The 14,364-nt window shown below is 44.3% G+C and carries 9 protein-coding genes and 1 pseudogene; 8 read left to right on the plus strand and 2 right to left on the minus strand.

Going from position 1 to position 14,364, the window contains the following annotated elements:
• Window positions 1-94 precede the first annotated feature (94 nt).
• The 3 genes from QUA88_RS05050 (at window position 95) to QUA88_RS05060 (ending at window position 3,653) form a co-directional block, all read left to right on the plus strand.
• On the plus strand, window positions 95-1,531 hold the full coding sequence (locus QUA88_RS05050) for an ammonium transporter (protein ID WP_333270571.1): 1,437 nt from the start codon (window positions 95-97) through the stop codon (window positions 1,529-1,531).
• A 238-nt stretch (window positions 1,532-1,769) separates the two neighbouring features.
• Entirely contained in the window at window positions 1,770-2,975 is a 1,206-nt protein-coding gene (locus tag QUA88_RS05055) for a 4-hydroxy-3-methylbut-2-enyl diphosphate reductase (protein ID WP_333211992.1), read from the plus strand.
• Window positions 2,976-3,509: 534 nt separating this feature from the next.
• Entirely contained in the window at window positions 3,510-3,653 is a 144-nt protein-coding gene (locus QUA88_RS05060) for a hypothetical protein (protein ID WP_333056986.1), read from the plus strand.
• Between the two features lie 25 nt (window positions 3,654-3,678).
• Here QUA88_RS05060 and QUA88_RS05065 read toward each other — a convergent pair.
• Window positions 3,679-4,262 (minus strand): annotated as a pseudogene (locus tag QUA88_RS05065) (IS1 family transposase); the annotation flags it as partial.
• A gap of 172 nt (window positions 4,263-4,434) precedes the next feature.
• On the opposite strand from QUA88_RS05065, the gene QUA88_RS05070 reads away from it, so the two are divergent.
• Complete coding sequence (locus QUA88_RS05070; RefSeq protein ID WP_333056987.1) at window positions 4,435-4,899, plus strand: hypothetical protein; 465 nt, start codon at window positions 4,435-4,437, stop codon at window positions 4,897-4,899.
• 97 nt (window positions 4,900-4,996) lie between these two features.
• Here the strand turns inward: QUA88_RS05070 and sds are convergent, their stop codons facing one another.
• Entirely contained in the window at window positions 4,997-5,968 is a 972-nt protein-coding gene (gene sds / locus QUA88_RS05075; RefSeq protein ID WP_333261200.1) for a solanesyl diphosphate synthase, read from the minus strand.
• Between the two features lie 1,743 nt (window positions 5,969-7,711).
• Here sds and QUA88_RS29460 point away from each other — a divergent pair.
• The 4 genes from QUA88_RS29460 to QUA88_RS05090 all read left to right on the plus strand — a co-directional run bounded on the left by QUA88_RS29460 (window position 7,712) and on the right by QUA88_RS05090 (window position 14,195).
• Window positions 7,712-7,879, plus strand: coding sequence for an ATP-binding protein (locus tag QUA88_RS29460; protein WP_333211996.1), 168 nt, complete (start codon window positions 7,712-7,714; stop codon window positions 7,877-7,879).
• Between the two features lie 158 nt (window positions 7,880-8,037).
• Entirely contained in the window at window positions 8,038-10,581 is a 2,544-nt protein-coding gene (locus tag QUA88_RS05080; RefSeq protein ID WP_333180435.1) for a CBS domain-containing protein, read from the plus strand.
• A gap of 60 nt (window positions 10,582-10,641) precedes the next feature.
• Window positions 10,642-11,040 carry a response regulator gene (locus QUA88_RS05085; protein WP_333056990.1) on the plus strand — a complete coding sequence of 133 codons (399 nt, stop codon included), beginning with the start codon at window positions 10,642-10,644 and terminating at the stop codon, window positions 11,038-11,040.
• Complete coding sequence (locus QUA88_RS05090) at window positions 11,037-14,195, plus strand: PAS domain S-box protein (protein ID WP_333180434.1); 3,159 nt, start codon at window positions 11,037-11,039, stop codon at window positions 14,193-14,195. Before QUA88_RS05085 ends, QUA88_RS05090 begins: the two co-directional genes overlap by 4 nt.
• Window positions 14,196-14,364: the final 169 nt, after the last annotated feature.

Genomic DNA, 14,364 nt, shown 5'->3' on the forward strand with positions numbered 1-14,364 from the left:
GCTCAAAGTAAAAGTGAAAGGGGAGGGACTTGAAGCCTCCCATGTCTATAAATGACTATACTTTTACCAGCTATGAGAAGGTACAACAACTAACGTGATCAAAAAAAGTTTAACGATCGGCATCATCGCGCTGTTGCTGTTAAGCGTGCCGCTAACGGACAATGCCTTAGCTCAAGATGCTGCTGGTACTGCTGCGGTGGTGCCAAATCCGATCGACACCGGCGATACGGCCTGGATGTTGGTTTCCTCAGCACTGGTATTGCTGATGACACCAGGGCTGGCGTTTTTCTACGGGGGACTGGTGCGATCGCGCAACGTCCTCAACACCATGATGATGAGCTTAATCATGATGGGACTGATCGGCGTCACATGGACGCTGTGGGGCTACAGTTTGGCCTTTGATGTCACCGCCAGCAACCTCGATGCTAAAGGGTTTGGGCAAGGGATCGAAAGCTTCATCGGCGGCTTCGACTGGATGTTCTTGAACAACGTCACGGCGGACACACCAGATCCGATCGGCTATGCACCGAGAATACCCCACCAAGTCTTCATGGTGTACCAGATGATGTTCGCCATCATAACTCCAGCCTTGATTTCCGGGGCGATCGTCGAACGGGTAACATTTAAAACCTATTTCTGGTTCGTGCTGCTGTGGTCTACCTTTATCTACTCTCCTTTAGCTCACTGGGTTTGGGGTAGAGGCTGGCTGGAGGCGATCGGAGTTTTAGACTTTGCCGGCGGCACAGTCGTGCACATCAGTTGCGGTGTTTCTGCAGTTGTCGCAGCTTGGGTAATCGGGCCCCGCAAAGACCACTTGAAGAAACCCCACACCCCCCACAACGTACCCTACGTCTTGTTGGGAATTGGGATGCTGTGGTTTGGCTGGTTTGGCTTCAACGGCGGTAGCGCTTTGGGAGCTGGTTCTTTAGCAACAGTGGCTTTTGTCACCACCATGATTTCTGCAGCAGTCGGCGGTTTAACTTGGACAATTGTCGAATGGGTGCTCAGAGGCAAACCGACAGCAGTGGGAATTGCTAGCGGTTTCCTCGCGGGATTGGTCGGCATCACACCTGCCGCTGGATTCGTGCTGCCAGTAGGAGCGCTTTTGATCGGATCGATCACTTCGGTTTGTTGCTTCTTTGCCATTAGCTGGCGCGCTAAGCTTGGATTTGATGACTCTTTGGATACCTACCCGCTTCACGGCGTCGGCGGAACTGTGGGCGTTATTCTGACGGGCGTATTTGCCACTAAAGCGGTTAACTTTGCCGGAAATGACGGGCTGTTTGCCGGGAATCCGGGGCAAATCGGCACCCAGTTGATAGGCGTTCTAGCTACTTACGTGTTTGCGGGTGTCGGCACTTTTGCGATCCTGAAAATTTTGGAACAGTTTATGGAACTGCGAGTGCCGTCATCTGCTGAAGACAAAGGTTTGGATATTGACTTGCACGGGGAAGAAGCTTACGGTGAGGATTTTGGCGGCGGTTTCAGTTCGTTTGAATCGAGTTCTCCTTTTGCGCCGAAGAAGATTTGAAGCTGATTATTTGAATAAGTTCGATCGTGTAGAGATGCAGGTATCTGGGTCTCTACGCTTTTTTTTAAGTTTTTTTTAACGAGCCGCGAAGGCGCGTTCATTCTTTCTTGGCTCTCAATTCAATGTGTCGATCGTATAAATAGCATATGCCCTGTTTGCTACTGAGCCAATAAGTCCGATCGCACCCCAGGCATTCTAAAATCAAAGGTAATTAACCTAGATTTCAACTCGATACCGCATGGATACTAAAGCTTTTAAACGATCGCTCCAACAGTCGGAAAACTACCACCGCAAGGGTTTCGGACACGAAGCTGAGGTAGCTGGGGTAATGCAGACGGCTTATCAAAGCAGTCTGATCCAGCAAATTCGCGACAATAATTACAGACTGGAACGTGGGGCTGTCACGATCCGGCTAGCTGAGGCTTTTGGCTTTTGCTGGGGGGTGGAACGCGCTGTAGCTATTGCTTACGAGACTCGCCAGCATTTCCCAACCGAACGGATTTGGATTACTAATGAGATTATTCATAATCCGTCTGTCAATCAGCATTTGCGCGATATGGAAGTTGGTTTTATTGCTGTGGAAAAGGGGCAGAAAGATTTTTCGGTTGTCGATATCGGCGATGTGGTAATTTTACCTGCTTTTGGGGCCAGCGTCCAAGAAATGCAGTTGCTTAATGATAAGGGCTGCAAGATTGTTGATACTACTTGTCCTTGGGTTTCTAAGGTTTGGAATACTGTTGAAAAGCACAAAAAAAAGGATTACACTTCGATTATTCACGGTCAGTACAAGCATGAGGAAACTGTTGCTACGAGTTCTTTTGCTGATAAGTATTTGATTGTGTTGAATTGGCAAGAAGCTGAATATGTCAGCAATTATATCTTGCATGGGGGCGATCGCGCTGAGTTTCTTACTAAGTTTAGTAAGGCTTATTCTGCTGGTTTTGACCCGGATCTGGATTTAGAAAGGGTAGGAATTGCTAACCAAACTACTATGCTCAAAACTGAGACAGAGAATATTGGCAAGTTGTTTGAAAAAACAATGATGCGGAAGTTCGGACCGGAGAATTTGAGCGAGCATTTTCTGAGTTTTAATACTATCTGCGATGCGACTCAGGAACGGCAAGATGCTATGTTGAGTTTGGTTGAGGAAAAGTTGGATTTGATGCTGGTGATTGGGGGTTTTAATTCTTCTAATACTACGCATTTACAGGAAATTGCGATCGACAAAACTGTTCCTTCTTTTCACATTGATTGTGCGGAGCGCATTTTACCGGGAAATCGGATCGAACACAAGCCTTTGGGGGGAGATTTGGTCGTAACTGAAGGTTGGCTACCGGATGGTAAAATTGTAGTGGGCGTGACTTCGGGTGCTTCTACGCCTGATAAGGTTGTTGAAGATGCGATCGATCGCATTTTCGCGATGAAAGCGGCTGCGATTGTGTAATTATATTGTTTCGGGTGCGATTCGTTTAGCCGAGTGCGACCTGATAAGGTTGTTTAGTATGGGAAGCCCACTTCCCTACCGGATTCACACCCGCTACTCCCACGTAAAAAACTTCATTTGAAGTCCGGTCATGCCTCAAGTAAGCAGTCAACAACCCGGTACCGATCGGAGTGTGCGATTCGTTTAACCTAAAGTAAGTTAAAAAGCTTGCGAGACGGTTAGCCCAGTTGATGAGACTGGTGACAACTGGTTACATTTGAAGGTGAACCGCCATGCGGTAAGTCCTTCCCTCCAAGTGCAGGAGTGAAAGCATATCCCCTAGTTTACCGGGTGGCAACCAATAGGCTAAAGCGGGGTAGCCCTGTCAAGGTGTTCTTTATTCAGGCATTCTTGGTGAATCTTGAACGGCAACGGTCGCTGGCGACAAGCTTGGCAACCTTACGAATAAACTTAGATCGGCGACTGTTGCCGTTCTCTTCGATTTGCGGGTATCGGTATAATGGTTGAAACCTTGTAGGACTAGCATACAAGCTATTGGCTCACCCCATCTTGCAGTATTTAGGAGAAACTGCTGCCTCTATGACTGATGTGATGCAATTTCTGGGAGATAGTCCACCAAAGTTACTAGCTAATTATCAAATCAGAATCATTGATGGCAACTGTTTAGCTGCGGGGTAGTAATAAATATGTAGTGATTAGATATTTATTGGCTCAAAACATAGTTGTAATGATGGATAAAATACCAAATAGCACCAATATGGTTTTCTAACTTTTTAGAAAATGAAAGAGTTTTTCTTACTAGACGAGAAACACGTTGGCGCAAAGTAGTATTAAATCTTTCAATGTGATTAGTTTTTCCACTGTCTTTCCCAACTGGCTGATGGCGTAGCGAAGGAAAAATACAAGCATATGCAGCCCAAAAATCTGTATAGCAAACAGCACATTGTCGATATACAGAAGGTAGAGAATTCCATAATTGTTTGGATCCTTCTTCGCTACGATCACCAATATAAACACCAATAATTTCTCTGGTCTCTCTATCCATTGCGGCGCCACACCCATTGCTTATTTTCTTGGCAATCTACAAATGGCCACAGTTCATCACATTCAACATTCAATCTGACTTTTTTTAGGTTTAACCTTTACTCTGCGTTCGAGTGAGGCATATTTATTATTTACGTAATCCTGTAACCATTTTTGAGAAACACCCGTGCTTCTAGCTATACCAGCCAAAGAAATCTTCTCCAAAAGAAGTCGATCGATTAAATGTTTTGTTGCTGAGCTAATTACCATGAAAATGTGGAATCCTCGATTCACGCGAGGAGTCATCCCACACTAATCGAAGCGACAAGCGTGTGGGGATTCCCGTCTGACTAGCTAAACTCCAAGGGGTAATATATACTTGGATGCGAACCTGCTAACCTGAAATTTTTAATTTTAGATATCAAAGAACTGACTGATGGATTTAGACCAACAGATTCAAGCATTGATCGAAAAAGCTCCGCCCGACGGTTCGACGCCACAAATCTTAAAGGCGATCGCCCCGGCCCTGGTGTTAATTGCCCAACAGCTACAGCACCTTGAATACTCGATCCTGCAAGCGGTAGACCAAAGTTGGGCGATCGTGGTTTTGAGCAATCTCAAGCAACCGGGACGGGAGAAGAGGGTGATTTATGCTTGGAGCAGTATTAAAGATGCGTCGCAGGCTGCTGCTGCTGGGGGCGATCGCCTCAGACCGGTGCTTTTGCCTGTCACTCACATTTTATTTCAGATGATAGCTCTCGAAGGTCTTGACAGCATTGTTTTTTTTGAAAGTCCCGGAAATCAGGAAGTCGGGACGGAAATCCCTCGCGAGCAAGTACAGAGTTTAATTAACGTTTACTTGCAACAGTATCGATCGGCTCCACCGCCGGATCTTGCCTAAACAAATCTATTTTCTATTGATTGGTAACAGGGCATTAGGCATGGGGAATTCCCCATTACCAATTCCCCATTACCAATAAAGTGTAACTTTTTCACCTCTAATAAAGTCTACTCAAAACGTACTCAGCCAAATCAATCAAAGCTTGACGGGACTCTGAATGGGGCAGCGCAGCTAAGTATTCGACTGCTTTCTGTGCGTGGTTTGTGGCTAGTTCTCGCGATCGCTCTATGCCTCTAGAATCTTCTACCAGTGCCAGGGCCTGCTCTATATCTCCTTCTTGGGCAAATTCGCGTTCTATGAGAACTTCCAAGTAAGGTTTTTCTTCTAGGGCAAATAGTGCGGGTGCTGTCAGATTACCGCTTCTGAGATCCGAGCCTGCAGGTTTCCCCAAAGTTTCCGTTGAAGCGGTGAAATCTAATATATCATCTACTATTTGGAATGCCAAACCAATGTTGCGACCGTAGTTGTACAAATCGTCTGCTATGGACGCTGAAACCTCGCTCAAACAGCCCGCTGCTTTGGAACTGTTGGCAATTAAAGACGCTGTTTTGTAATAACTTTTTTCGAGGTACGCTTCGATCGACAAGCTGGTGTCAAATCCATTGAGTCCCTGTTGAATTTCCCCCTCAGCTAAATCCATAATCACTTCTGAAAGCAGTTTGACTACTGGCAGGTTGTCGAGATTTGCCAAATGCCAGGAAGATTGAGCAAACAGAAAGTCTCCCGCCAATACTGCCACTCGGTTGTTAAACCGACTGTGAACCGTCGGCACTCCTCGCCGCAGATCCGACTCGTCCACCACGTCGTCGTGCACGAGACTAGCTGTGTGGATCATTTCCGTGATTTCAGCGAGGCGGCGGTGTTTTTCTGTGATTTCCCGATCGGGCATAGTCGCCTTGGCCATCAACAGAACGATCGCGGGTCTCACTCGTTTTCCCTTTGTGCCGAATAAGTATTCTGCAGCCGCGTACAAGATGGGATGACGGGCACCCACTAACTGTTTTAAGTTTTCTGTCAACAGTCGCAGGTCTTCTTCAACCGAGGAAAATAGGAGAGTGCTAGAGATCATGGATACGCCGACTCAAGCCGTAAAGTAACAAAATTTTACATATCATATCTTTATTTTAAGGTAATTCTCTGCAATAGAAAAGAAAAATCTAGGATATCTGCAGTTATTTGTCATCTACCACCCGATGGGAGTCACCCGTCTGCCAGAGGCGAGTAGCCGGCTGCCAGAGGGGTTGCCCCTATTGTATCGAATTGTTAAGGACCTTGCCAAAAATTCTCTAAATCCCAGAAACCCTGTGTTATTATGGGTATTAAGGATTTAAACAATTCTATACATTAAGTACAGCCAGACGGGCAGGTAGCTATTAGGTGCCTGTAAAAGTTTCGTAGAGCCAGCCTTGTTAGTCGATCGCAGCCAAAATTTCTGGTACAGATTTTTAGTTCCTCGCGGCTAAAAGTTTTCAGAAGTTAAGAGTAGCGCATCTTATGTGCACGGTAGCTCAAAGCAGCTAAAGTGGATGGTTTTAGGCTGTTTAAGCATCTGTAAAGCAGTAAATCATTGTTGATGACCGGGAACGCCTAAATGTTCCCGCAGGCTTGATATGGAAAAACAGCCTTCAGAACCAAGGCATGGTCTTGCGTGCTGACTTAATGTAGTAGGTCTTGAACTTGTCCTGCTCCTCCTCGTCCTTGACTTTTGGTTCTAATTATGATTTATCGCGATATTCCTCTAATTATTCCCATTCTGGCCGCCGGCTATGTAATGACTATTTATGTAGTGCTGATGTTGGCCCAACGCAGCGCTAAAATAACTCGATTGGGCGAGTAGTGCACTGCTGGGCAGCCGAAGTCGGCAGCAGCGCCCTCGCTTCACCCTTGAGAATTCGGAATACTCAATAATAACCCTGCCTTGAATGCTTGCGCGCAAAGGCAGGGTTATTATTTACAATTGCGGACACCCTGATTTTCTGGGCTGCTAGTTCCTGCAACACATAGCTACAGTTATCGATGTTCAATGCCAACAGCCTCTGAGGCAGGATATTATAAGTAGCAGCTTGTATCGCTCACGACAAGTTTCATGTCAGGGAAACTCTGCCAATGTTCCGAGAAAGCTATTAATTTTTTGTCAAAAACGCTGATTTTGAAGTTGTCTGCTATGAGGAAAAACTCGCAATATTCCTATTTTTCAGGACAAGAACTTACAAAAATAAAACACGAAATTTCTGAATCGAGCATCCGGCTTGCTCAACATAAGGAATCCATAAATTTGCACTGCAATTACATATTTCATCAAAGGGTGCTTAAGCTGTTGTGCATTTAATTTGTATGTTGAGGGCGGGCAGGATGCCCAACCCCTACTCCCCACAAGAGGAAAAATTTATTTTACTATGCAATTTAAATGCGGATTAGCTTAACTTGCTGAGTCAGTCAGATAGTCTCTGCCATTTATTCACAGCTTGCCAAGAAGATCATCTGGTACACAGAGAGCCACAAAAGTAATTTTTAATTTCAAAAATATTCTCGATATAACTGTATGGTAGAAAAGTAATTGCTACTATTAATAACCCCTTAAAAATTCATTAATTTTTGATTAAAAGACTACAACACCGAGTAGAAATTGTCAGAGAATCTTAAGCTACACTGCCTAAATAGTTGTGTAATCCAGACGAACTAAAACAATTTTCGATAAATCTGATGCACAATGGTTTACAAGCGATAGATAATTGCCTAATTTTAAAATTAGAGGTGAGAGAAGAAAATCAGAGCCGGCGCTCGTCAGTGGCAACTGAATTACTTGGTAATTTTGCCACGAATATGTGACCCGTTGTTTACCACAAAACCCGCCGACGAAGGCAGCGGGTTGGGACTGGAGATTGTTAAAAAAAGTGTGGAAAAACATTTGGCTAAAATAGAAGTAACATCAGTTATCGGCCAAAGGACGTGTATCGTGCCAATTCATATCGCCGTTTAGCGCGATCGCACTAAAAATCATACCAATGCGGGACTAAAATGCAACTTTAGACCGATGTCAATTCTCTATTGCTGTGAGGATACCGCGACTGTAAAATCTGAAATCTAAAATGGTATTAAGTGGCGGTTTCCCCTGCATCTATCCCCCTTGATTTGCCCATGTCACCAACAGTTTCTGATACTCAAAGCTTGCTAGAACAGGCGATCGACCCCAAACCGCCGGTGCTGCCTCCAGACACACCCTTGAAAGTCGCAATTGCTGCCATGACTCAGGCGAGTGCCAGTTGTATTTTAATCGCGTTTGAGCAGAAATTGCTCGGAATTTTTACAGAACGTGATGTTGTGAAAATAACTGCTAGCGAAATACCGCTAGCAGGGGTGGCAATTTCTGAGGTGATGACTGAAAACCCGATCGCCCTGAACCTCGATCAAGGGGGAAATATCTTCAAAGTATTGAGCATATTGCGATCGAAAAGAATCCGTCATTTACCCCTCCTAGACGAAGGTGGCAAGTTACTAGGCGCTATCACCTGCGAAAGCATCCGTCAAATCCTCAAACCGGCCGACTTGCTAAAAATGTGGCGCGCCGAAGAAATTATGACCACACAAGTAATAGTTACCTCAAGCAGCGCTTCAGTTTTAGAAGTCGTAAAACAGATGAGAACCCAGCGAAAAAGCTGCATAGTCATTTGCACTGACAGCGACAACAAAAATCAGAAACCTGTGGGCATAATTACAGAACGCGATATTGTTAAATTCCAAGCTTCGGGGCTAGATTTCGCACGTACTCCCGTCACCGCCGCGATGAGTTTTCCGCTGATACCGTTGCAGGTAAAAGCCACCTTGTGGCAGGCTCACCAGTTAATGCAGCAGCACGGCATCCGGCGCTTGGTGGTGGTGGACGAGGAAGGATATTTAGCCGGAATTGTGACTGAAATTAGCCTGCTGCAGGCCTTAGATCCGGTAGAAATGCACGCAAATGTCGAGCTTTTGCAGGAAACAGTCGCCGACAAAATTCAGGAGTTGAACAAAATGAACGAAGAATTGCAAAAAGAAGCGTTGCGGAGAACTGAAGTCGAGGAAAAATTGCGACTCTTAAATGATAATTTGGAAGAACAAATCAAACAGCGAACTTTAGAATTAATTAATGCCAACAGTCAGTTAAAAAAGGAAATACAAGACCGCACCACCGCTGAATCTGAAGTTCGCCGCCTCAACACCGAACTCGAACAGCGGGTTCTAGATCGCACAGTTCAACTAGCAGCCAGTAACGAAGAATTGCAGCAACAAATTAGCGGTAGAAAATTGCTCGAAGAAAAATTGCACTTTTCTGAAAGGAAAGTACGCGCCGTTTTTGAAGCGATGACAGACATCGTTCTCGTGCTAGATAGTCAGCGGAACATTGAAATTTTGCCAACGAATGTGGCAGCGATTTCTGAGTCTGATTTCGATATAGTCAGCTTGACTATAGAACATTTTCTTGACGATGACAACCCGGATGATTGGTGGGTCTTAGTCCAGCAAGTCTTAGAAACACAACAACCTATCAATTTTGACTACAGCTTAACATTTTGCGATCGCGCAATTTGGTTTTCTGCCTGCATTTCTCTGTTCTCAAAAGATGCAGTTATTTGGGTTGCCCGCAACATTAACGCCCGCAAAATAGCAGAGTCAGCGCTGTGCCAAAAAAATGCAGAGTTATCTCATACCTTAGAAGAACTGAAGCGGACTCAAAAAGAACTTATTCAATCAGAAAAAATGGCAGCCCTCGGACAGTTAATTGCCGGAGTTGCTCATGAAATCAATTCTCCTTTAGGGGCGATTCGCTCTTCTGTGCAGAACATCGCCGACTTCTGGACGGAACAGTTGCAGCAGTTGCCGATATTTTTTCAACAACTATCCCCGGAAAGGCGACAGGATTTCTTTGCTTTACTACACAAGTCCAGCCAAGAAACAGATACATTATCTAGTAAAGAAAAACGTCAGTTAAAAAAACTTTTGCAGGGTAAATTAGAATCAGAAAACATTGACGACGCCGCTAGTCTTGCCTGTACTTTATTAGATATCGGTATCGGCAATAATTTAGAACCTTTTTTACCTTTGTTGAAAGACAGCCAAAGTCGAAACATTGTACAAATCGCCTACCAATTTGCTACGGTACTAAAAAGTACCAAAAATATTGCTACTGCCACGGATAGGGCAGCTAAAATCGTTTTTGCTTTGAAAAGCTACTCTCGTTACGACCAGTCGGGTTCTAAAGTAATCGCTAATATTACCGACGGTATTGATACTGTTTTAACGCTTTACCAGTACCAAATCAAACACGGTGTGGAAGTAGTCAGAAACTATGGTACTAATTTGCCCTCTGTGCTATGCTATCCTGATGAACTCAGTCAAGTTTGGACAAATTTAGTTCACAATGCTTTACAAGCGATGGGTAACAAAGGCGTGTTAAAAATTGATGTCAAACACCAAGCGAATGCAATATCAGTCAGTATTACCGACAGTGGCCCCGGCATTCCCCCAGAAATTATGCCGAGAATTTTTGAGCCGTTTTTTACAACTAAACCTCCAGGGGAAGGCAGTGGGTTGGGATTAGATATAGTTCAAAAAATTCTGGAGAAACATCAAGGTGGACTGCAAGTAGAAAGCGTGCCTGGTCAAACAAAATTTACTATATCCTTGCCCATAGGAATCCCTTGATAGCAATAAAAAAAACCGGGAAATTACCCAATTTTACAATTTTAATATAAGTAAAGTTTTATGTCTAAACCAGTAATTTTGTGCGTTGACGATGAAGTTGTGGTCTTAAATAGTTTGAAAATTCAACTTAAAAAAGAATTTGGGGATGCTTACCTCTATGAAGTAGCAGAAAATGCAGATGAAGCTCTGGAAATTATGGAGGAAATTCAAAAAGAAGATGAAAGTGATATTTTAGTCATAGTATCTGACTGGTTAATGCCAGGGATTAAAGGAGATGATTTTTTGATTATGGTTCACCAAAAATATCCTAAAATTGTGAAAGTTATGCTGACCGGGCAAGCAGACGAAGTAGCAATATCACGGGTGAAAGAGCAAGCAAACTTGCACCGTTGTTTGTACAAGCCGTGGGAGCGCCAAGAATTAGTAGAAACTATAAAATCTGGTTTGACAAAAATATGAACAATAAACCTGTGATTATTTGTGTGGATGACGAACCGATAATTCTGGAAAGTTTGAAAATTGAGTTAAAAAAAACCCTGGGGGAAGAACACTTATTAGAAACCGCTGAAGGTGGCGAAGATGCTTTAGAGTTAATCGAGGAATTACTGGCAGAGGGCTGCGAAATAGTAGCAGTAATTTCCGACTATCTGATGCCGAATATCAAAGGGGACGAATTGCTGAAGCAGATTCACCGAATTTTGCCAAAGACTATCAAAATTATGCTGACGGGGCAAGCAGACTTAGAAGCCGTGGCGAATACTATTAAATATGCTAAATTGTACCGATACATATCGAAACCTTGGCAGTCGGAAGATTTGAAGTTGACGGTAAAAGAAGCGATTAACAGCTATTTTAGGGAGAAGCAATTAGCGCAACAAAATGCTCAGCTCCAAAAGCTAAATCAAGAACTGGAAACTTTAGTCGAGGAGCGGACTGCACAACTGCGCTTGTCTGAGGAAAAGTTTGCTAAAGCTTTTCGTTCTTCTCCCAACCCGATTACTATTACCAGATTTAATGACGGTCGTTATTTAGAAATTAATGAGGCTTTTTGTCAGACTATTGGTTATTCTGCTGCAGAAATTATCGATCGCACGGCGCTTGAGTTGAATCTTTGGGAAAATATACAAGCCCGCGCCGAGTTGTTTAAACTGTTAGATGAAAAACAAATTATTCTGAATTACGAATTTAATTTTCGCACTAAAACAGGGGAAGTTAGAACGGGGCTGCTGTCAGCAGAAATCATTGAAATTCATGGGGAAACCTGCGTAATTTCTGTGATTCAAGATATTAGCGATCGCAAATTAGCGGAAGAAAAACTCCGAGCTATAGCGGCTTCTTTAGCAGCAGCGCAAAGAATCGCCCGTGTCGGTAATTGGGAATGCGATTTATCGGCCAACACAACTACTTGGTCGGAAGAATTATCTCGGATTTTTGGGATCGCTCCAACCGAGCCTGCGCCAACACTAACTGAGTTTTTGCAATACGTGCATCCCGACGATCGACAAAAGTGGCAAACAACGATCGACACTGCTATTGCTAGCGGGCAATCTTACACTTTGGAATATCGAATTCTGCGCCCGGAACAGAAAATTGTTGCGGATAATTCTCCGTCACAAATAAGTGAAGCCGGCTTCATCCGCTACATCGAAGCCAGAGGAGAAGTAGTTGTCAACCAACAAGGGCAAGTGACAAAACTATTCACAACTTTGATGGACATTACTCCACGCAAGCTAGCAGAAATAGCCCTTGCAGAGAGCGAAGAAAAATACCGTCATTTAGTTGAGACTTCCCAAGATATTATCTGGTCTTGCAATGCTCAAGGACACATTACTTTTGTCAACCAAGCAGTTAAACAAATATACGGTTACGAGCCTGAAGAAATGCTCGGCTGTTCTTTTAGCGATTTCTTGGCTCCCGGAGAAATAGACTGGAAATGGGAACTTCAGCAGCGCTTGCTGACGGGAAAAACTGTGTTTCAGTACGAAAATATAGTATTAGGAAAAGACGGTAGAAAGATTGATGTAAATACCAAGGCGATCGCGCGCATGGACGCTGAAGGCAACATCATCGGCACAACAGGCACTGCTAGCGATATTACCGAACGCAAACAAGCTGAAATAGTCCTGCAAAAAGCCAAAGAAGAAGCCGACAGAGCGAACAGGGCAAAAAGCGAATTTCTCTCGAATATGAGCCACGAATTGCGAACTCCCCTCAACGCAATTCTCGGTTTCAGCCAACTGCTTGCCCGCGACCCAGACCTCGATGCAGACCAACAGCAATACTTAGGAATTATTACCCAGAGCGGGGAACATTTGCTTGTTCTGATTAACAATATTCTGCAAATGTCAAAAATTGAAGTCGGGCTGGTGACACTTAATAATAGCACCTTCGACTTACACAAAATGCTAAAAAATACTGAAAATATGCTGAAGCTGCAAGCCGAAAAAAAAGGGTTGCAGTTAATTTTTGATTGTTCACCAGCTCTCCCTCAATATATAGAAACTGACGAAAGCAAGTTGCGACAAGTCTTGATAAATGTAGTCGGAAATGCTATTAAGTTCACGGCAGAAGGTGGTGTCAACTTGAGAATCAAACATGAGTTGTTAAAAACTAAAAACGAGGGAGAGATTCAACCAATTGACAGTTGCTGTTTGCTATTTGAAGTGGAAGACACTGGTGCTGGAATTTCGGCGGAAGAAATGGAGAATTTGTTTAAACCTTTCGCGCAAACAGAGAGCGGGAAAAAAGCTCAAGAAGGAACCGGTTTGGGCTTGCCAATCAGCCAGCAGTTCGTTAAGTTAATGGGAGGGAAGATGACGGTAACAAGCACCCTCGGTCGCGGCAGCATTTTTAGATTTGATGTTAAAGTTTCGCTCCCTAATGCAGTGGAAATTCAGGTGGCTCAAACAGCTCGCCGAGTGGTGGGCCTGGAACCCGGACAGCCAGAATACCGGATTTTAGCTGTTGACGATCGCCTGGAAAGCCGCTTGCTGTTGGTTAGAATGCTGACATCCCTTGGCTTTGCGGTGCAGGAAGCTGAAAATGGGGTTCAAGCTGTGGAAATGTGGTCGAGTTGGGAACCTCATTTGATTTGGATGGATATGCGGATGCCGGTGATGGACGGTTACGAAGCTACTAAACAGATTAAAGCGCATTTGAAAGGTCAAGCAACGGTGATTATTGCTCTGACTGCAAGTGCTTTTGATGAGGAGCGATCGCTGATTTTGTCTGCTGGTTGCGATGATTTTGTAGCGAAGCCTTTTCGGGAGCAAGTGATTCTGGAAAAGATGGCTAAGTATCTGGGAGTCCGCTATGTTTACGATCGAGAAGCTTCGCTAAGTTCTGATGCTGCGGTGTCCGGCGAGGTTTCCAGGGTAAGTGAAACGGCTGATTTGGCTTTTACGCTGAATACTTCATTTTTGGAAGCTATGCCTGCGGAATGGGTTGATGAATTGTATTCTGCGGCGGATGCGGTTGATAACGAGGAGATTTTTCGGCTGTTGTTGTCGATTCCTCCTATTAATGCTAGTTTCGGCAACGCGATCGCCGATTTGGCGAATAACTTCCGGTGCGATCGGATTATCGATTTGATTGAGGAGTTTAGAAATTGTTGAAGGATGAAAGAAGAAGGGATAATAGTGGCAGGTTCAGGATTATTGATTGTGTAGGTCGATCGCCTATTTGTAAACTCGCCTGCGGGCGATCGACTAATTTACTTGTAGCCAAGCTCCACACCCTGCCAATCATCAGTCCTTCCCAATTCTTTAATCTCCAATATCTAAT

The organism is Microcoleus sp. D3_18_C2, assembly GCF_036702395.1.
In the GTDB taxonomy this organism is placed as follows: domain Bacteria; phylum Cyanobacteriota; class Cyanobacteriia; order Cyanobacteriales; family Microcoleaceae; genus Microcoleus.

Bases quoted from the DNA above. Each gene is read 5' to 3' on its own strand.
- QUA88_RS05055 (WP_333211992.1), top strand. From the start codon at position 1,770: ATGGATACTAAAGCTTTTAAACGATCGCTCCAACAGTCGGAAAACTAC.
- sds (WP_333261200.1), bottom strand. From the start codon at position 5,968: ATGATCTCTAGCACTCTCCTATTTTCCTCGGTTGAAGAAGACCTGCGA.
- QUA88_RS05070 (WP_333056987.1), top strand. From the start codon at position 4,435: ATGGATTTAGACCAACAGATTCAAGCATTGATCGAAAAAGCTCCGCCC.
- QUA88_RS05080 (WP_333180435.1), top strand. From the start codon at position 8,038: ATGTCACCAACAGTTTCTGATACTCAAAGCTTGCTAGAACAGGCGATC.
- QUA88_RS05090 (WP_333180434.1), top strand. From the start codon at position 11,037: ATGAACAATAAACCTGTGATTATTTGTGTGGATGACGAACCGATAATT.
- QUA88_RS05085 (WP_333056990.1), top strand. From the start codon at position 10,642: ATGTCTAAACCAGTAATTTTGTGCGTTGACGATGAAGTTGTGGTCTTA.